The following is a 19,936-nucleotide window of genomic DNA, read 5'->3' as shown; positions in this document are numbered from 1 at the left end:
TTAATTTCTAAATTTAAATTTGTAACTGCTGCTTTAGGATTTTTCCATTTAACAACATAAATACGGTCTCTAGCAGGTAAGTAAATAATAAATATCCTGAATATTAAAGCTTATCGACCGTTGCTCATATAAGCTTTTATACTGGTAATATAAGTAGTTTTGGATATAACATCTCTAATTAAAAATGTATTTGGAAGAACTGAATTACCTTTAAAAGTCACTCATTATTATTAAAAATAGCTGAGCTGAGGCAAGTTAATTTTTTAGTTTCGTCATTTAGTATTATCTAATAATCACGTTAAAGAGTTAATATAAAATTAATATTATCGAACAAAAGTTATCAATTTATTGCCCGATAATAATATGCTAGTTATTATATGAATAACTAAGACTAGTTCGTCTTAACAAACTAGCCTTATATAACTTAATCAGGCTCGTCTGGAACAATTAGATTAAGGAAAATAGCAAGAAACGCTGCAGGAAGTAACCCTGTTGCCAATAATGCTTTAGCTGTACTTGGCATATGTTGTAAAGCACCAGGTTCAAGCATTAAACCAAAACCTAAAGACAATGATATAGCAAATATCACCATATTACGGCTAGTCCAATCTACATCAGCAAGCATTTTCATACCTGACGATGCCACCATACCAAACATTAATATAACGCCACCGCCTAATACTTCAATGGGAATGGTAGAAATAATGGCACCCACTTTAGGGATAAACCCACAAATAATAAGGAATACCGCCCCTATAGTGGCCACATGTCGACTCATTACGCGTGTCATGGCAATTAAGCCTACATTTTGCGAGAACGAAGTGTTTGGTAAACCACCAAAAATGGCAGAAAACGATGAACCTAAACCATCAGCAAAAGTAGCACCTTTGATTTCAGTATCCGTTGCTTCTCGATCTGCACCACCTTTAGTAATACCCGAAACGTCACCTACCGTTTCAATAGCCGATATAAAGGACATAAGAACAATACCGAGAACTGCTGCAACCGTAAATTCAATACCAAATGGTAGTATTTTAGGCATTGCAAAAGCAGCGGCACGGCCAACATTATCAAAGCTCACCATACCGATTGAGTAGGCTACAACGTAGCCTGCAATCAAGCCTAGTAAAATTGATGATACTGACAAAAAGCCTTTGGTAAAAAACTTCAAGCCTAGGGTTACAACAATAACAACACTAGCAACACCCCAATTTTGTAATGAACCATATTCAGGTGTACCAATGGCTGGCACACCACCAGCGGCATATTGAATACCTACTTTCAATAAAGAAAGACCAATCATAGTAACAATTAAACCTGTGACTAAAGGAGGTAGAGCAAAACGTAAACGACCGACTAATGGCGCTAAAGCAGCTTGAAATAAACCGCCAATAAATATACCGCCAGTAACCGCAGCCATTGCATCGACACCTTTACCAGCGACTAATGGAATTAAAATGGGAATAAAAGCAAAGCTCGTTCCTTGAACAATAGGTAATCTAGCACCAATGGGACCAGCACCTATGGTTTGTAACAAAGTAGTTGCACCAGCCAGTAACATACACATTTGCATCATGTATAGCATCATAGGGAAGTCTGGTGAGTTTGAGCCAAATCCAAAGCCCGCAGCACCTGCGATAATAATCGCTGGTGTTATATTTGCTACAAACATGGCGAGTACATGCTGAATACCCAAGGGAACTGCCACGCTTAAACGCGGCATGTAGTTAGGATCACGACATTGTTCCGGTGTTCCTACAGATAAATTAGACATATTATTTTCCTCGTTTAGACAGCCAGACTAAAAAGTCCAACGTACCATAATTTGTGGAACTGATTCGTCACGTCCTTTAATACCTAAACGGTTTTTCCAGTATTGATATTCTACGCCAACAGCAAAGCTTTCATTTGCATGCCATAACACTTGAGGTTGCATTAATAAGTTTGATTCACTACCAAAGCCATCGCCTTCACCTGAGGTCCAATCTAAAAAGCCTTCGAATGAAAATTTCTCATCACTAATAGAAAAATCTTTGCTCCAAACTAAGTTAAACTGTACAGAACTGCCGTCTTTTGTAGGATCATCACGGTATTGTAAATGCGTTTTAACAAATTTAAAGCCAGATACATTCCAATCTAAACTTGCACCACCCATTTTTACTATTTTGGTGGTAAATTTATTAGAAGTCATATCAGCTTGAACGATACCATAGACACCTTTGATTACGCTGTTATCTTCAGGCTTGAAAAAACGATATCGAGGGCCAAACTCTAAATGTGTACCGCTGGTATCATCAGCATTGCTTATGTTAGTTACATCAGCGAAAAAATAAGTATCACCCCAAGTAAAACCTGTAGCATTGGCAATAGTGAAAATAGCTTCGTCTTTATCAGCACCATTAAAACCGCGTGCATAGTCTTGACCATATAAACCTTCTACTTTTGTAGAGCTCCAGACGGACGCTTGTGCAGTTGTTACTGCTGCGCTAGCTAAACCAACTAACAGGGTCGAGGCAGCAATAGCTGTAGTAATCTTATTCATGTTTTATTCTCGCTTTTGTTGTGTTGTTGTTGTGATACTTTATTGTTTTATTATCTTTATTTTTTTAAATTATTTTAATTATTTTTTTCTTGTTTACAGCACTTTCAACATCAGTAAAAAGTGACTGATTTATCACTCTAATGTTGATTTTGTTGATACCAAGTTGATACTAACTGTCGCTCTTCATCAGTCATGCCCGTTAAGTTGCCAATAGGCATAGCTTTAAGGACTACTGCTTGTTGATAAATTTGTGGCATTTGCGCTTTAATTTGTTGAGGCGTGTCGTACATATAACCTTTTGGCGCTGCTGCAAAACCCAATTGCGTAGGCTTTTGTGCATGACAAGTTGTACATCGCTGTTCAATAATAGTGGCTACTTGAGAGAATTCTACTAATGGAGCAGAAGTATCAAGCGTTACATTTTCAGTTTTAGGTGCCATGGCCCAGATAACGCCAATCATAATCGCAATGGCGGCAATAAGTGCGCCTGTTAAGGGTTTACCAGGGCTGTGACGTGAGACAAAGAAAATACGAATTAAGGCGCCTGCCATAGAAATAGCAATTAAAATCAACCAATTGTATTCATGGCTATAAGTCATTGCATAGTGATTACTGATCATCACAAATATCACTGGCAAGGTGAAATAGGTGTTGTGAACTGAACGTTGTTTACCTGCAATGCCCGGTGCTGCGTCAACCTCTTGCCCTGCTCTGAGTCTTTCTACCATTTGCTTTTGACCGGGAATAATCACGAAGAGTACACTGGCGGCCATAATCGTACCTAACATCGCACCGAAGGTCATAAAAGCCCCTCTTCCGGTGAATATTTGCGTCAGAGCGTAGGCTGCAATTGATACCAAAATAAAGATAACAATGCCTAAAAGTAAATCGTTTTTAGCTAAAGCAGATTTACACAATATGTCATAAATAATGTAGCCACCGAACATAAAACTTAAACTAACGGCTATGGCTGTGCCTTGCGTCATATCAACTTTGCTTGCATCAATAAGATAGATATCTGCGCCATACCAATAAACAATCGCCATTAAGAAGAAGCCGCTGATCCACGTTGTGTAGGCTTCCCATTTCGACCAGTGTAGATTGTCATCTAGTTGGTCATTTTTAGGCCCAAGCATATACTTTTGGGAATGATAAAAACCACCACCATGAACAGCCCAAAGCTCTCCGAATACGCCATTTTCAGTATCAGAAGATTTTTTCGGCTTACTTAATGAGTTATCGAGCATAACAAAATAAAAAGATGCACCAATCCATGCAATACCTGTGATGATATGAAGACTGCGAACTAAAAAATTTAACACGTCAAAAAAATACGCTTCCACCTGCTTGATCCTTTTCAATAATGATTATTGTTTTAATGATAATTAATACCAATAATATTTTTAAACATGAATAGCCAAAACTCTTTATGTTAAATAACCTTGGCTTATATTTTCTTGCTATGCCAGTGATCTTAATGAAATTTTTTCAGAACTATATTTCATAGCCTTTGTTAAGGTCTTTTATTGCTAAAGAGTATTAACAAATTAAACTTAGTAAATTGATAAAACATTATTCGATGCTAATAAAATATTCTTTATTTGCCTGTTACCGAAAAGCAAAACATTCGATAGTTGTTGGTATTAGCGTATCTATGTTTATTGCTGTTTATTGATTAACCAATATCAACCTAGCATATTGAACAAAAAACAGATTGTCAACAATCATGCATACAATAATCTGACATAACAGGCAGGTTGAGATTTTGGCAAAGAAAAAACCGCCAAAAAAACGAGGTCTTGGGAGGATTTGTAGCGGGGAAATTAAAATAATTAAACTCACGTAAACGCTTAACTTATGCCTGAATCACGCTTATTTTTTTACAATAAGCTAAACATAAGTTTTATTTAAGTTTTGTTTAAGATTGGTGTTAAGTTACGAGAAGTTTAAGTTTGATATGACAGGCCACAGCCCTTTAAAATTATATGCTTTATAGTTCTTTTAGCTTCGTCGAAATCATCTATATTGAGCGGTCTTTCCAAGGCTGCTTCAATTTCTACGGCGAAATTTGCATAATGTTGCGTAGCACCCCAGATAGTAAAAAGTAAATGATAAGCCGAGACTTTATCTATTTTACCTTGTGCTTGCCATGCTTCTATAACCTTTGCTTTTTCATCTATCCAGTGTTTAAAATCCGTTTGAAGATACTCACTTAAATAAGGAGCACCATGCAATATTTCACTGGCAAAAATGATCGAAGCTGTGGGGTTGATACGTGAATACTCTATTTTCGCATCTATATAGCTAGCAATGGCTTGAGCAGGATCATCGTCGGCGTTTATATTCGCAAAAGCTTGATTCCAAAGATTAATAATATTTGTTAATACCGCACCGTACAACGCTAACTTATTTTTAAAGTAGTAATGGATATTAGTTCGAGGTAGTTTAGCCGTCTCAGCGATACGCGATATTGAAGCACCATTAAAGCCATATTGCTTAAATTCTTGGCCAGCTGCAGCTAATATTATATTTTTGTTATATAAACGCGTTTTTTGGTGTGAACCACCTAAGGCGTCTTCATTGATTTGTATTTTCGTCATATGTGGATCTATTTACGTAATTTAAATTAGCTCATGTGCTAACGTTTTTTAAAAATATCAACTAAATCACCAACGGGCTCTTTATCTTCTAGTTTTAAACGCGATTTAATGCCTTGCACGTGGTTATACATTAGCTCAGAAGCTTTGTCGACTTGTCCTTTTTGCATAACGTCAATCAGTTCAAAATGCTCTAAGTGAGAACATTTAGGTGCGTCAGGTTGCTCATACAACACAATAACCAGAGATGTTTGTGGTATTAAGGTGGTGATAATGCGCTCTAAAGTGGCATTTTGTGATATTTTTGCGAGCATTAAATGAAAGTCTCCACCTAGTTGAATTCCTTCAACCATGTGTTCATCATCAATATTGTCTTGCTCTGCTTTTACGATACGTCGAAGTAAGTCAAAGTCACTCGCCGTTGCATATTTAATCACATCTTTAACGATCGCCACTTCAATAATTTTTCGAGCTTCAAGAATATCATGCGCTTGTTTGACGGTTGGGCTGGCAATAAAAGCACCTTTATTAGGCTCTATCTCTATAATATGATCTTGCGACAGACGCAGTAAGGCACTGCGGATAGTCGTTCTGCCGACATTGAATATTTTTGATAAATTTTCTTCAGTTAGCCGAGTGCCAGGACGTAAACGAAACGACAAAATCGCGTCGAAAATCTCTTGATATATTTCCTTATCACTTATTTTTTTTGGTTTTTTATCAGCCACTAACTTCTCTTTCATCACATTCCTAAATACGGGTAAATCAATTTATAGCAAACTTTCAAGCGCTTAGTATATACCCAAAGTATCATAAGATGCGCGTTTCGATGCCAATAAAAACGATTACTGAAGTAGATAAAGATAAGATATGAAGGGTTAGATATTGAATTTATTTTGAATTTGTTTTGAATAATAATGCGTACACATGGTTTACTTTATTAAGGTAAACCATGTTTTTAGTGTTTTTAAGACTTAATTATATTGATACCCGTTTATAGTCTCTGTACTCAGCTTGCCAAAAATTGTTTGCAATATTCGCCAGCAAAACATCGTCAGTTATGGGTAAAGCAAGCGCTTGCTGCATTGCCACTTTAGCGACAGCAAACGCTATTTTACGACTTAATGTCGCAATATCGGTCATTGGCGGCAACAAAGCAGCATTAGGATCTGTCGCTTGTGTTGATGCATCAGCAAGTGCGTTGCTGGCCGCCATTAACATCTCATCACTAATAATTCGGGCGCTACAAGCAAGTACACCTAAACCAATACCCGGGAAGATATAACTGTTGTTACATTGGGCAACATGAATATACTTACCTTTGTGCGTTATCGGCGCAAATGGGCTACCTGTTGCAACAACAACTTCGCCATCCGTCCATTCAATGATTTGTGCAGGTGTAGCTTCAACCTGCCTAGAAGGGTTACTTAATGGAAATATTATAGGTCGTTCACAATGTAACTTCATGCTACGTACCACTTGTTCGGTAAACAAACCTGGCTGACCTGAAACACCAATCAAAATATCAGGCTTGGCACAATTAATGACATCAATTAACACCGGATATTCTGAACTATATTCCCAATCTACAAGCGATGATAACGGCTGCTGCAACGCGCTTTGAAAATCACGTAACCCGCTCATACCTTGTGTTAACAAACCATATCTATCGACCATAAATATTTGTTTACGTGCTTGTGTGTCACTTAATCCCTCAAAACACATTTGTTGAATTAGCATTTCGGCAATACCACAACCAGCTGAGCCACCGCCAACAAAAGCAACTTTCATCTGTGAAAGCTTAGTTTTTCGTGTACGACAAGCCGCTAATATTGTACCTAAAGTGACCGCCGCTGTACCTTGTATATCATCATTAAAACAACACACCGTATCTCGGTACTTATTCAGTAATGGCATTGCATTAGGTTGAGCAAAATCTTCAAATTGGATCATCACTTCTGGCCAACGGCGTTGGGTTGCTTGAATAAATAAATCCAAAAACTCATCGTATTCAGCTTGACCAATACGTTGATGTTTAGCGCCCATGTACATAGGATCGTTCAATAGTTTCTGATTATTTGTGCCTACATCCAACATCACAGGTAGTGTGTAAGCTGGGCTAATACCCCCACAAGCGGTATATAACGAAAGTTTTCCAATCGGAATACCCATACCACCAATACCTTGGTCGCCAAGTCCTAAAATTCGTTCGCCATCAGTGACGACAATCACTTTAACTTTACCTTTGGTGGCATTTCTCAAAATATCGTCAATCAAGTATCGGTCTTGATAGCTGATAAATAACCCTCTAGAAGAACGGTAAATATCTGAGAATTTTTCACAAGCATCACCAACGGTTGGGGTATATATAATTGGCAGCATTTCTTCAATGTGCGCTTGTATCAACCGAAAGAATAAGGTTTCGTTAGTATCTTGAATAGCACGCAAATAAATATGCTTATTCAATGGCTCATCAAAGCTTTTGTATTGCATATAAGCGCGTTCAACTTGTTCTTCAATTGACTCATAGCGCGGCGGTAATAAACCCAGCAAATTGAAATTTTTTCGCTCTACCTCAGTAAATGCACTACCTTTATTTAATAAAGGTGTTTCAAGTAAGGCGGGGCCTGAATGTGGAATGTATAAGTAGTTTGACACTGGATTATTGCTCATTAACGTTATAGCTCTTGTTGGAAGGTGAAAGAAATTACCGCTGCATTTATTTTATCTTGATACCAAGATAACAAGCGATTATCTTGATATCAAGATAATAATTGTGATTTATTTCATATCGGCTAATAACATTAAGTTATAAATCTAACGACGATACAATATCCAGTTGATTAATTGTCGGCTCATTTTTAATGGTTAAAATAAAAGCTACGGCGTTATAAGATTGATAAGTAGAAGTGATCAAATAATGAGTTTTAACTATTCAATATAGGAGAACAAAATGGCTTATGTAGATGGTTTTGTAATAGCAGTACCCACTAAAAATAAAAGCAGCTACCTAAAACTCGCTGAAGAGATGGCGGTTATTTTTAAAGATCATGGCGCCTTAACCGTAGTAGAAAATTGGGGCGACGATGTCCCTGATGGTGAAACCACCTCGTTTCCTATGGCAGTAAAGTGCGAAGCTAATGAAACGGTGGTTTTTTCTTGGATCACTTGGGCTTCTAAAGAGGCAAGGGAGTTGGGGGTGAAAAAAGTCATGGCAGACTCTCGCATGAACTGGGACAACATGACGATGCCTTTTGACGGTAAGCGGATGATCTTTGGCAGTTTCGAAACCATTTTGGAAAAATAACGAACTTAATATCTCAGGTTATATCTCGCTAGGGTACACTGACATTTCGATAGCTCGGTAAGTTTAATAGCCATTGATAAAATATAAAACTTGTTGAGTTTATCCTCGGTAGTCATTCTTTAAATATAAAAAATAGCCCACTAACTACATTAGTGGGCTATTACTGGTTTCTAAAAGTGAAGCCTTTGGTTCATAACTTAAGGCTTAAAGCTTAATGATAGTACCGTTCACTGGGTTAACCATAAACTCAACCAATTCAATAGCACTGTCTTCAGGTGCACTCTCTGCACTTGCTTCGTTACCAGCATCAGCAGCATCAGTTACCATTTGGTCTAGCACAATAGTAAATTGTGTTGGTCCATTTGCATAACCTTTCACACGTAATGTGTAAGTTTCACCACCAACAACGGTGCTGCCTACTTGCTCTGACGCACCTAAATTACCTGATGTAGCTAATACATTACCTTCGCTATCTAACATAGAGAAATCAAGATCTGGATAAGCACCACCTACATCAACATCTGCACTTAAGGTCGCTACGGCACTTGTTGCACTGCTTAATGCGTTAAAGTTAACATCGACATAATCTACGCCATCGGCAACTAGTACATCAGTTGTACCGATTGCGACTAAACCTTTATGTTCAGAAATAGCATGGTAAACCACTTCGCGTTCTGCAGCTTCAGAAGTATCATTTGACACTTGGCTACCATTAGCGGCACGTGATTGCCCTTCTATCTTAGCGAATACTTTCGCTTTAAAAGTAAACATTTCAGCTAAAGGATTAGCAAAGCTTAGATTACGCGCACTTGAGTCCATACCAATTGCCAAAGCTTCATCGTAGATGAAACGTGCTTTATCACCACGTTGACCACTGCCTGAATTATCAGCGTTGTTAACCGTAACGTTAGGACTACTAATTGACACAATGTCAAAGTTGATAGGTCCAAATAGTGACTTCGCGCCATTGTTAGTTAAGGTATTATCAAAAGCAAATTCACTAAGCGAGAAAGTCACATTACTGATCCTTGCTTGAACATCCTTAGTCACATTTTTCGCTTTTAGTTTAGTTTTTGCCGTACCAGATAAGTCAGAAAAACCAACCTGACCTGAAGCGTTAGTTTTAATAGCTCGTACAACATATTGGTAATCAAAAGCTTCGATACCTTGACCCGCGCCACGACCAAAGCCTTGACCTTTATCTAAGTAACTCGGCTCAGTAACGAACTCAACATGGGTATACCCATTAGACGTTAAATCACCATCAATATATTCACGACCAGGAACACCGGCAAATAAACGCGCTGGGCTGCCTCCTTTACGTTTTAATACTTGATAACCAATGACATTATCAACACGATCCCACGTCACATTAATGCTGTCTTGATTCACAATATCAGCAATAATATTTTGTGGTGTAGCTGGGGCTTCTTGACCGGCAGTGAAGTCACTTACCGCAGTTGAAATCATCTGTACACCGCCAAGTGGTGCTTGGGCATTTTTACCTAATTCACGAGCAGCATATACACGTTCAATTAACGCATGGTGCTTACCAAGAGAATTCGCATCAATTGAATTTGCCGGGTATAACATAGCGTCAGCAATTAACACCGCGTCTCGGGCTTTAACAAATGTATCTGGCGCACTAACACCTAGTACATACATAGAGCCTAAGAAGATACGTTCCCAAGTTTCTTTACCTAAGCTAGCCGCTTGCGTTGCTTCACCAGTCACTGGATCAGGTCGCACAAAGTCGTTAGCTGGGTACATCTCTACCATCAATTCACGTAAATCCCACATTGCGCCGGCATAAATTTCACCGTCTCTGTGTACTTCAAAAGTGTTACCGCGAGTCCCTAATTGAGAATAACGCAATTGACTTTGGCCACTACGAATATACTCAAAAGAGTCTGGGTCAACATTGCCTTCACGTAATACATCTCTTAATTTACAAGCATTAACCGGATACGTTCCTAAATCTGGCGTTTCACCAATAGTATAAGCCCATAAATCTGCTTGACCTTCGTTTAACGCGCCGCCTTCTGGACTACCTTCAAAGCCTGCAATTGGCGTAATAGTCGCATGTGTACCTTCATGAATTGGAACACTAAAATCTATTGCTAGGTTATTAAAAAGATTACCGTGACCATAAAACGTCGGGTTAACCACAACTTCTTGACCAGCAACGTCTTGTGAAAGTGGAATAGCGAAGGCATTATCTAAGTTTAACAAGTCGTTTAGGAACTCAGGGTCACTTGGGTCTTGTGGCGCATCTAAAACATTAGGAATATGCACAACGCCCACTAATGGAGTTGCCTCATTTGGGTATTGATCCGGAAAACTACCACTACCAAAACCGCGCGCATGAACCGCATCACCATCTTTGTGTAAGTAATCCAAATATTCCAATAAGTTAGTAATATAAATAAACTGGCTGATACCATCAAAATGTACTTTTGAGCCTGTGGTATGATCTTTTTCATCGACGCGGCCATATACTGACGCTTCATCACGATCAAAATAATAAGTGCCTAGCGCGGCTTGAGCAAATGGTGAACTCGTTGGTAAGGCACTGCCGATAAGGGCATGTTTACCTGTCAAGACACCTTCAACACCAGTAATGCGGTTGGTATCATCAAATTTTCTTAATTTAATGCGCAATAAGTCTTGTGGTTTACCGGTTAAGCCGCCGTCTTCATCTATGATTTCACAATTGTCTTGTAATTCAGCAGTGATCGGTGGAAAGGTTGGGAAATAATCGGCATATTGATCGGTAGGTTCATCACCTTCTGCGGTACGTACTTGATCTTCACGGTAAAGAACGTCACCAGATTGCGCATCAACCATATATTTAAAAACACCAAATGGGTTAGTTGAATAGTAATAAAACTGCCAAACTAAACTATGTCCTTCACCTGTTTGTACAAAACGTAACTCAGGCATAGGTGTTTTAAATACGCCTAATTTAGTGGCAATAGTTTCAAATGCTGGTGTTAATACATCTAATGCCGCCGCAGGAATATCTTTTTGAAATTGTAATAAATTTTGGCTTGCCGCTAATACCGCAGCTTCTGCAGAAAGTTCAGGTTGACTAGCAACACTAAAGTCTTTTTGATACGGGCCCATAACACCACGAACATTATTGTCTGCATCGATAACAACACCAACACCGTTACCTTCTACTTTAATGCCATTAACCATTTGTTCGAAACGAACAACTTGGCCACCTAAAGCGGGTTTTGAACGGTTAGCATTAAATTGTAATTGGTCATTGCTCAAACCTTCAAAAATATCTTGATGGTCAGCAATAAAATTACGCGCCATATTTTCTGCAGAATTACCTGAAGTTTTAATGGCCATTCCCGTCATAGCATCGATTGTTCCAGTCATATCGTTCACTGAAACCTGTGCATTGGGGTTTGACGCTTTAAACTGGTTAATGGCTTGAGCTTGTGTTGTGCTCAATGCCATTAAATTGGTAAACGCTGTATCTTGTAGTTGATTAAGGGTTGGCACGCCAACAACATCAAAATTTAAGATTTTATTTGCTTTCGCACTGTCTGTAATTGCAGCAGCATAAGCGTCGGTGGGTAAAACGGTGAAAGGTGTAGCAAGTGCAAACGCAATAGCGCTAGAGAGTAGTGTAGTTTTCATCTTAATAACCTTTATATTTTTTGCAGCTATAAACGAGAAAATATTCAAACGTTCATGGCCGCTTTATGGGTAAGAAAGTAATTCACCTCTCCACAGTGCCCACTTTTTCAACAAAGGTTAATCGGGTGTTCCCCTCACTCAAGCTAGGTAAAAACCCCTAGTCCCATTGAATACTAAGTTGATTAATTAACTGCTCATTTTTAATGGTTAAAATTAATCAAATGGGTATTACTCAATTTTCAATTTACAGGTGGCTTACCATTAACATCTTCATGCTAAGCTTTAGGAAGTATAAAAGGTCCTCAAGATAAAGACCCTAGGTCGCTGTTACTTATGTAATTATTGGTAACTTGACCAAATATTATGGTTATAGTGTCCAAAGAAGTTGTCACTACCTGTCATGATAAATAATAAAAATGGCGCAAATAACGTGGATAGAATTACTATCACGCTCATTAATCGCAATAGGTGAAATTTTGCTTTCATTTTTTAACTCCTTCAATCGTTATTATGGGTTAAACAATCCGTTAGATATCTAAAAACTTTAACGTCAAAATAGCCATAAATAATGCGGTAGTAACAAAACTTAATAACTAATTAATGTCGATAACAGTACGGAGTTAATTGTCGCCTGAATATCGGCACAGGGAGATTGGATAAGCGCTCGACTGTTATTATAAAGCTCAACAGTCGAGCAAATTTAGCAGGTAAAAAACCGTTAATTCAAGAAACGAAATTAGTCTCGTTGCTATTTATTTAAGTGCTGAGCATGAAAACGCAGATGCTCTTCAATAAATGATGAAATAAAGTAGTAGCTATGATCATAACCTTCGTGAATAGCCAATGCTAACGGGTAACCATTAACTTTAGCTGCAGCTTCTAGAGCTTCAGGCTTTAACTGCTCACTAAGAAAATCATCCGCACCACCTTGGTCAACCTTAGTAGGAATAAACTGTTTCGCTTTGCGCATCAATTCACTGGCATCATGGTTGCGCCAATTGGCTTGGTCTTTGCCTAAATAAGCGGTAAAAGCTTTTTTGCCCCATGGCGAATTAACTGGATTACAAATCGGGCTAAATGCCGACATTGAGCTATAGCGTTCAGGGTTTAAAAGCCCGATAGTCAAAGCGCCATGCCCCCCATTGAATGACCACTAATGGCGCGTTTATTTGAGACTGGAAATGAAGACTCAATAATGGCCGGCAACTCATTCACCACATAATCGTACATTTGATAATGACGGTTCCAAGGTGCTTGTGTCGCGTTGACATAAAAGCCGGCTCCTTGACCTAAATCGTAGCCTTCATCATTGGCAACACCTTCACCACGAGGGCTAGTATCTGGCGCAACAATAGCAATACCTAACTCGGCGGCCATGCGTTGAGCCCCAGCTTTTTGCATAAAGTTTTCATCACTACACGTTAAACCCGAAAGCCAATACAACACCGGTACTTTTTCGCCATTTGAAGCTTGTGGTGGTAAGTAAATAGCAAAGCGCATCGCGCAATTTAATGTTTTCGATTGATGACTATATTGCTTATGCCAACCACCAAAGCTTTTATTTACACTAATATTCTCTATTGTCATGCTAAAACCTCAAAATGATAGAGCAAGCTCTCTTGCAAGAGCTTGTGATTTTTTAACTAAGTACATCTTAATTATCAAGATGACACTTACTTATCAAAATGAATAACAGTACGAATACTTTCGCCTTTGTGCATTAAATCGAACGATTCATTAATGTCTTCAAGGGCCATGGTATGGGTAATAAAGTCACTTAATTTAAACTCACCCGCTAAGTAACGTTCTACATAATCAGGTAACTCAGTACGGCCCTTAACACCACCAAACGCTGAACCTCTCCATACTCTCCCTGTCACCAATTGGAATGGACGGGTTGATATTTCTTGGCCGGCACCGGCAACACCAATAACAACTGACTCGCCCCAACCTTTATGACAACACTCTAACGCAGAGCGCATCAAGTTAACGTTACCAACACATTCAAACGAGTAATCAACACCGCCATCGGTTAATTCAACAATTACGTCTTGAATAGGCTTGTCATAATCTTTCGGATTAATACAATCCGTAGCGCCTAACTTTCTCGCTAACTCAAATTTACTTTCGTTAATATCAATGGCGATAATACGCCCTGCTTTTGCCATGGTTGCGCCAATAACCGCTGATAAACCAATACCGCCTAAGCCAAAAATAGCTACCGTTGCGCCCTCTTCAACTTTTGCTGTATTCATCACAGCGCCCATGCCGGTAGTCACACCACAACCGAGTAAACACACTTCTTCAAGTGGTGCATCTTTATTCACTTTCGCTAATGAAATTTCAGGCAACACTGTGTATTCAGAAAATGTTGAACAACCCATATAATGGAAAATTGGCTGACCATCTTTATAAAATCGTGTCGTGCCATCAGGCATTAAACCTTTACCTTGGGTTTCTCGAATTTTTTGACACAGGTTGGTTTTACCTGATAAACAAAATTTACATTCGCGACATTCTGGCGTGTATAAAGGAATAACATGGTCGCCAACTTGAACACTGGTAACGCCTTCACCTATTTGCTCAACAATACCGCCACCTTCGTGACCTAAAATTACCGGAAAAATACCTTCTGGGTCTTCACCTGACAAAGTAAAGGCATCGGTATGACATACGCCAGAAGCAATAACCTTAACCAGTACTTCACCTTTGCGAGGCAGCATAACATCGACTTCTTCGATAGATAAAGGTTGCTTAGGACCCCAAGCAATAGCGGCTTTTGATTTAATAAATTTATCTGACATATTTATTCTCACTTTTAAATTGGTATATTTTCTGGGTAGAACACAAATACAAATACAAATGTTCACGATGAAGCTAGTGTACTGCAAAAATTAAATGATGATAATGACACCAAAATACAATTCACTTTTACTGGTGAGTAACAATGCTAATAGAGTTACGTATTATTAATTGGGTTTATACTATCTATTTCTAAGAGGATAGTAATATGCTAATTTACAATTCATTTGTACATATAGGTAATAATCATGCAATGGGAAGGTATTAGCGAGTTTGTTTTTGTCGCTGAAAATGAGAGTTTTACACTCGCTTCGAAGAAAATGGAAATATCGACCGCGCAAGTCAGTCGTCAAATAAGTGCATTAGAAAAGCGCCTGAATATAAAATTATTTTACCGTACAACGCGCAAAGTTTCTTTAACCGAGGAAGGCCGAGTTTTTTATCAGCACTGTCGCAGTGTACTCGACGGTTTAGACGCTGCAGAGCGCGCAATAACCAATTTGCAATCTAAGCCTCAAGGAAAAATAAAGCTCACAGCGCCTGTAACCTATGGTGAAAAGCAAATATTGCCACTGGTAAATAATTTTGTGAAGCAACATAGCGACGTTGAAGTTTCAGCTTATTTAAGCAACCGACAAATTGACTTATCAGAAGACGGTTATGATTTAGCTATTCGTTTAGGAAAGTTAAGTGACTCGTCAATGATGGCTAAAAAGTTGGGCAAACGTGCCAATTATGTTTGTGCTTCACCGAGTTACCTAGACAATCATGGTATTCCGCACTCAATAGCAGAGTTAAGTCAGCATAGTTGTTTATTGGGCTCGTCAGATTATTGGCATTTCAGTGAGCTAGGTAAAGAAAAAAGTATGCGTTTAAAAGGTCGATTACGTTATAACAATGGTCATTGCTTGACTGACGCGGCATTGAAAGGTTTAGGTATAGTTCAGTTACCTGATTATTATGTTGAGCAACACCTTAAAAATGGTGATCTTATTTCATTGTTAGATAATTATCGTGCTCCTGATGAAGGGATATGGGCAGTTTACCCACAAAATCGTCACCTTTCTCCTAGAATACGACTACTCGTTGATTACTTGGCTGAGCAACTAGCTTAAATTCACCTAAGTAGTATCGGGTGAATTGCGTTTTTTGCTAATTAATACATTTATATTTGGCTTAAGCACAATTAGCTCCAACCTATAATAAAAGGTTATAATATGCGCTCAATCAAAACTTATACTTTTCATTTGCAGTCATAAAACTTTTGTATGTGCCAAGGTCAAATATACGTACAACTTTTAAATAATTAACCTTTATTTTCAATTAATTACATTAACACCAGCTACTTAATATTAAATACATGAACGTAATTAAAAATAAAAATTTCAATCTATTTCACCTTAAAATACTAGTCTCCATGGTTACATAGTTCATCATAATTGATGATGCTGGATAAAGTAATTCTTATGGTATAGTTATTGGGTAATTTAGGATGTATTTACAACCTTGGCTTTAGGACTTTTCTTTTATTTAATCGTTTTTGAAATTTTATTTTTAGGACAAAATTATGAGTAATACCACACCTAAAATCGTCATTATTGGCGGAGGTGCAGGCGGATTAGAATTGGCAACACAATTGGGTCATAAGCTAGGTAAAAAAAATCTCGCTGATATTTTACTCATTGACAAAAATCGCACCCATATTTGGAAGCCACTACTTCATGAAGTAGCCACTGGCTCAATTGACCCAGATTTAGATGGTGTTGTTTACTCTGCACACGCTGCTAAGCATTATTACCGATTTCAACTCGGTACTTTTTGTAATATTGACCAAAGTAATAAAACGATAACACTTGCAGCACTTTATGATGAACTCGATCACATTATTTTACCTGAACGCAAGGTAAAATATGATCATCTCGTTATTGCCATCGGTAGCGTAAGTAATGACTTTAATACTCCAGGTATAAAAGAGCACTGTTACTTTTTAGATTCAAATCAACAAGCTGAGCGTTTTCAGCATACCTTGCTCGACAGTTTTACTCGTTTACATCAAGATGATAATCAACAACAATCGCTTAATATTGCCATTGTTGGAGGCGGCGCAACTGGTGTAGAACTTTCCGCTGAACTTTATCATGTTTCTGAGTTACTCAAGTTATATGGCTTAACAAACATGTCAGCCAAACGCTTACATATTCATTTAATTGAAGCTGGACCAAGAATTCTACCAGCTTTACCTGAGAGAATTGCCACGAGTGCTAAACGTGAGTTATTAAAGTTAGGGGTTAATGTTCGAGAGAATACTCAAGTAAAAGCCGCCACTGAGTATGGTTTTATCACTAATGAAGACGAGAATATTAATGCCAATATTATGCTGTGGGCTGCGGGTGTAAAAGCGCCAGACTTTATAAAAGAGTTAGGTATTTTTGAATTAACGCGAAGTAATCAAATTCTAGTAAACCAATTTTTACAGAGTAGCGTTGATGACAGTATATTCGTATTAGGTGATTGTTGTGCCTTTACACAACCGGATGGAAAACAAGTACCTCCTCGCGCTCAATCGGCTCATCAAATGGCGCAATGTGTTGAAAAAAACCTTATTGCTACATTGAAACAACAACCTCTAAGTAAATTTATCTATAGCGATCATGGCTCTTTAGTGAATCTTTCGCGTTACAGCACTGTCGGTAATTTGATGGGCAACCTAACAAGCAGCAGTTTCTTTGTTGAAGGGAAAATAGCTAGATTTGTTTACTTATCACTGTATCGCATGCATCAGCAAGCCATTCACGGTACGGCTAAAACCCTTGCCTTGTGGATCAGCGAAAAAATATTGCGTGTTGTACGACCAAAAATGAAGTTACATTAGTTTCAGCACACTAATTTTCTCCAACAAGTCTGCTCATACTTAATAAGGTTAGTGAATTAAAGTCGCTAACCTTCTTCATTTATTTTTAAACTTGGCTTTAGGCATAGCTTTAGGCATAGCTTTAAGCATGTCTTTAAGCATGGTTTTAAACTTTTTTTCAGGTGAGTATAAAAATAAAGTCAGCCGTAAATTAAACGCTTAGTTAACTAGACTAACGTTAATAGCTAGCAACATATGCACTATTCGTCAAAAAACTAATCAACTTAACCTGCTAAACCGCTAATTGCGGAAATAAACCAATAACTTGTTTAATAACTTCAGTTTTTTGACTTTTAGCTAAGTAGACAGCAAAGATTTCTCGATGATAAACAGGTGCACTTTCAACGACAAATAAATTATGCGCTTCTACGTGTTCAAATATCATTTGCCTAGGTAAATGTGCACTGCCGCCTGCTTGTAAAATGTAGTTTAAAGCAATACGTGGTTGACTCATAAAATGTTTAGCCGGTGGTGCATTCTGAGATTCTCGCATGTGTAAAGTGTTTACCGACTCGCCATAATCTACCATTATATAATCTTCAGCATTCATGCCATCTTCATGATCCGGATCTGTGGTTACTAAGTGCAAGGGTACCGTTGATACTTTCTCTGTCACCAAATCTTCAATAAAAGGTGGCTCAAATAAAAACGCAATATCAACCGTACGATTAATAACGTTTTTTCTTAACTCCATCGGCGAATAAGTACTGGTAAACAAACTAACGGTGTCTAAATTACGGTGAATTTTTTGCAACCAACCTTGTAAAACAATATCCCAAATAGAATTCATAGAGCCAATGGCCAGTTGCATCGCATCATGCTCAGCTACACCGACGTCATGCTTGGTTTTTTGCCACATGAAGAGTAATTCATTGGCGTGCTTGATCAACCTGTGCCCTTCTCTAGTTAATTTTAGATGTTTATGACTTCGGTCGAACAGGAGAACACCTAAGTCATCTTCGAGTAACTTTATTCTTGCACTCACTGCTGATTGGGTAATAAAAAGATTTTCAGAGGCGACTCTAAAATGTAACGTTCGACTTACTTCTAAAAATGTCGTTAATAATTCAAATTTCATAAAAACCCTCTCTAATCAATTTTTTTGATTAAACCAGCCAAAATATTGCGTTTTATTATTTTAAAGTTTGACTATACACTTTACTTACAAATTTACCTCACTTTATTTTTAAAAGTGAAACATTCGGAATTAACACTATGAAAATTGCAATCTTATCAAGAAATAAAAATCTTTACTCTACAAAGCGTCTTAAAGAAGCAGGCGAAGCTATGGGTCATGAAGTTGATGTAATTGACACTTTGCATTGTTATATGGACATTACTAGCAGTAATTCTAAAGTGCGTTATCACGGTAAAGAATTACCTATGTACGATGCCATTATTCCGCGTATTGGTGCTTCTGTTACATTCTATGGTACTGCTGTTGCTCGCCAATTTGAAATGATGGGCACATTCAACATTAATGAATCTGTTGCAATCAGTCGTTCACGCGATAAATTACGTTCTTTACAATTATTGTCACGTAAAGGGATTGGCATGCCGCGTACAGGTTTTGCTAGCAAGCCAGATAACGCTAAAGATTTAATTAAAAACGTCGGTGGCGCACCCGTTGTAATTAAATTATTAGAAGGTACGCAAGGTATTGGTGTTGTTTTAGCTGATACGGCCAAAGCTGCAGAAGCAATTATTGAAGCGTTTATGGGCTTAAAAGCTAACATTCTCGTACAAGAGTTTATCAAAGAAGCCGGCGGTGCTGACATACGTTGTTTAGTTATTGGTGGTAAAGTTGTTGCTGCCATGAAACGTCAAGGTGCTGAAGGTGAATTCCGTTCAAACTTGCATCGCGGCGGAAGTGCTGAAGTGGTTAAATTGTCAAAAGCAGAGCGTGATACAGCGATTAGTGCTGCAAAAGCTATGGGCTTGAACATGTGTGGTGTTGATTTATTGCGTTCACAGAATGGTCCTATGGTAATGGAAGTTAACTCTTCTCCAGGTTTAGAAGGCATAGAAAAAGCAACAGGCAAAAATATTGCCGGTATGATTTTTGAATTTTTAGAAAAAAATGCCAAGCCACATGCTAATAAAACGCGCGGTAAAGGATAAGT

14 protein-coding genes and 1 pseudogene are annotated in these 19,936 nt (G+C 38.1%); 4 read left to right on the top strand and 11 right to left on the bottom strand.

The window, feature by feature from the left end; genetic code table 11:
- Positions 1 to 424: 424 nt before the first annotated feature.
- The 6 genes from DBO93_RS08315 to DBO93_RS08290 form a co-directional block, all read right to left on the bottom strand.
- A complete protein-coding gene (locus DBO93_RS08315; protein WP_108455915.1) occupies positions 425 to 1,774 on the bottom strand; it encodes a nucleobase:cation symporter-2 family protein in 1,350 nt (449 codons plus the stop codon).
- Positions 1,775 to 1,801: 27 nt separating this feature from the next.
- Positions 1,802 to 2,542 carry an outer membrane protein OmpK gene (locus DBO93_RS08310; protein ID WP_108455914.1) on the bottom strand — a complete coding sequence of 247 codons (741 nt, stop codon included), beginning with the start codon at positions 2,540 to 2,542 and terminating at the stop codon, positions 1,802 to 1,804.
- Positions 2,543 to 2,679: 137 nt separating this feature from the next.
- Positions 2,680 to 3,885: a urate hydroxylase PuuD gene (locus tag DBO93_RS08305; RefSeq protein ID WP_108455913.1), complete on the bottom strand. Its 1,206-nt coding sequence runs from the start codon at positions 3,883 to 3,885 to the stop codon at positions 2,680 to 2,682.
- 603 nt (positions 3,886 to 4,488) lie between these two features.
- Positions 4,489 to 5,142, bottom strand: a complete 654-nt coding sequence (locus tag DBO93_RS08300) for a TetR/AcrR family transcriptional regulator (protein ID WP_108455912.1) — start codon at positions 5,140 to 5,142, stop codon at positions 4,489 to 4,491.
- A 38-nt stretch (positions 5,143 to 5,180) separates the two neighbouring features.
- Entirely contained in the window at positions 5,181 to 5,882 is a 702-nt protein-coding gene (locus tag DBO93_RS08295) for a GntR family transcriptional regulator (RefSeq protein WP_108455911.1), read from the bottom strand.
- A 235-nt stretch (positions 5,883 to 6,117) separates the two neighbouring features.
- Positions 6,118 to 7,812 (bottom strand): NAD-dependent malic enzyme, encoded by a 1,695-nt coding sequence (locus DBO93_RS08290; protein WP_108455910.1) that lies wholly within the window; start codon positions 7,810 to 7,812, stop codon positions 6,118 to 6,120.
- A 280-nt stretch (positions 7,813 to 8,092) separates the two neighbouring features.
- On the opposite strand from DBO93_RS08290, the gene DBO93_RS08285 reads away from it, so the two are divergent.
- Complete coding sequence (locus DBO93_RS08285; protein ID WP_108455909.1) at positions 8,093 to 8,446, top strand: DUF1428 domain-containing protein; 354 nt, start codon at positions 8,093 to 8,095, stop codon at positions 8,444 to 8,446.
- A 204-nt stretch (positions 8,447 to 8,650) separates the two neighbouring features.
- On the opposite strand, the gene DBO93_RS08280 is transcribed toward DBO93_RS08285, so the two are convergent.
- From DBO93_RS08280 to DBO93_RS08270, 4 genes and pseudogenes are all read right to left on the bottom strand, one after another.
- Positions 8,651 to 12,100 (bottom strand): M36 family metallopeptidase, encoded by a 3,450-nt coding sequence (locus DBO93_RS08280; RefSeq protein ID WP_108455908.1) that lies wholly within the window; start codon positions 12,098 to 12,100, stop codon positions 8,651 to 8,653.
- 339 nt (positions 12,101 to 12,439) lie between these two features.
- Positions 12,440 to 12,586, bottom strand: coding sequence for a hypothetical protein (locus tag DBO93_RS18700; protein WP_162533756.1), 147 nt, complete (start codon positions 12,584 to 12,586; stop codon positions 12,440 to 12,442).
- Between the two features lie 262 nt (positions 12,587 to 12,848).
- Positions 12,849 to 13,687, bottom strand: a pseudogene (gene fghA, locus DBO93_RS08275) (S-formylglutathione hydrolase).
- 86 nt (positions 13,688 to 13,773) lie between these two features.
- Positions 13,774 to 14,904, bottom strand: coding sequence for an S-(hydroxymethyl)glutathione dehydrogenase/class III alcohol dehydrogenase (locus tag DBO93_RS08270; RefSeq protein ID WP_108455907.1), 1,131 nt, complete (start codon positions 14,902 to 14,904; stop codon positions 13,774 to 13,776).
- 246 nt (positions 14,905 to 15,150) lie between these two features.
- Between DBO93_RS08270 and DBO93_RS08265 the strand changes: the two genes are divergently transcribed.
- Both DBO93_RS08265 and DBO93_RS08260 read left to right on the top strand, forming a co-directional pair.
- The gene (locus tag DBO93_RS08265) at positions 15,151 to 16,017 is read left to right on the top strand and encodes a LysR substrate-binding domain-containing protein (protein ID WP_108455906.1); all 867 of its coding nucleotides are present in this window, start codon (positions 15,151 to 15,153) and stop codon (positions 16,015 to 16,017) included.
- A 452-nt stretch (positions 16,018 to 16,469) separates the two neighbouring features.
- Complete coding sequence (locus DBO93_RS08260; protein ID WP_108455905.1) at positions 16,470 to 17,774, top strand: NAD(P)/FAD-dependent oxidoreductase; 1,305 nt, start codon at positions 16,470 to 16,472, stop codon at positions 17,772 to 17,774.
- A gap of 271 nt (positions 17,775 to 18,045) precedes the next feature.
- Here the strand turns inward: DBO93_RS08260 and DBO93_RS08255 are convergent, their stop codons facing one another.
- Positions 18,046 to 18,891 carry a LysR family transcriptional regulator gene (locus DBO93_RS08255; RefSeq protein WP_108455904.1) on the bottom strand — a complete coding sequence of 282 codons (846 nt, stop codon included), beginning with the start codon at positions 18,889 to 18,891 and terminating at the stop codon, positions 18,046 to 18,048.
- A gap of 137 nt (positions 18,892 to 19,028) precedes the next feature.
- Here DBO93_RS08255 and rimK point away from each other — a divergent pair, with 137 nt between their 5' ends.
- Entirely contained in the window at positions 19,029 to 19,934 is a 906-nt protein-coding gene (gene rimK, locus DBO93_RS08250) for a 30S ribosomal protein S6--L-glutamate ligase (RefSeq protein WP_108455903.1), read from the top strand.
- Positions 19,935 to 19,936: the final 2 nt, after the last annotated feature.

It is taken from the genome of Colwellia sp. Arc7-D, assembly GCF_003061515.1.
GTDB lineage: Bacteria > Pseudomonadota > Gammaproteobacteria > Enterobacterales > Alteromonadaceae > Cognaticolwellia.
This window is presented reverse-complemented; position numbering and strand designations above follow the sequence as displayed.

Coding starts and splice junctions, on each gene's coding strand:
- DBO93_RS08315 (WP_108455915.1), bottom strand. CDS start 1,774: ATGTCTAATTTATCTGTAGGAACACCGGAACAATGTCGTGATCCTAAC.
- DBO93_RS08310 (WP_108455914.1), bottom strand. CDS start 2,542: ATGAATAAGATTACTACAGCTATTGCTGCCTCGACCCTGTTAGTTGGT.
- DBO93_RS08300 (WP_108455912.1), bottom strand. CDS start 5,142: ATGACGAAAATACAAATCAATGAAGACGCCTTAGGTGGTTCACACCAA.
- DBO93_RS08295 (WP_108455911.1), bottom strand. CDS start 5,882: ATGAAAGAGAAGTTAGTGGCTGATAAAAAACCAAAAAAAATAAGTGAT.
- DBO93_RS08290 (WP_108455910.1), bottom strand. CDS start 7,812: ATGAGCAATAATCCAGTGTCAAACTACTTATACATTCCACATTCAGGC.
- DBO93_RS08285 (WP_108455909.1), top strand. CDS start 8,093: ATGGCTTATGTAGATGGTTTTGTAATAGCAGTACCCACTAAAAATAAA.
- DBO93_RS08280 (WP_108455908.1), bottom strand. CDS start 12,100: ATGAAAACTACACTACTCTCTAGCGCTATTGCGTTTGCACTTGCTACA.
- DBO93_RS18700 (WP_162533756.1), bottom strand. CDS start 12,586: ATGAAAGCAAAATTTCACCTATTGCGATTAATGAGCGTGATAGTAATT.
- DBO93_RS08270 (WP_108455907.1), bottom strand. CDS start 14,904: ATGTCAGATAAATTTATTAAATCAAAAGCCGCTATTGCTTGGGGTCCT.
- DBO93_RS08265 (WP_108455906.1), top strand. CDS start 15,151: ATGCAATGGGAAGGTATTAGCGAGTTTGTTTTTGTCGCTGAAAATGAG.
- DBO93_RS08260 (WP_108455905.1), top strand. CDS start 16,470: ATGAGTAATACCACACCTAAAATCGTCATTATTGGCGGAGGTGCAGGC.
- DBO93_RS08255 (WP_108455904.1), bottom strand. CDS start 18,891: ATGAAATTTGAATTATTAACGACATTTTTAGAAGTAAGTCGAACGTTA.
- rimK (WP_108455903.1), top strand. CDS start 19,029: ATGAAAATTGCAATCTTATCAAGAAATAAAAATCTTTACTCTACAAAG.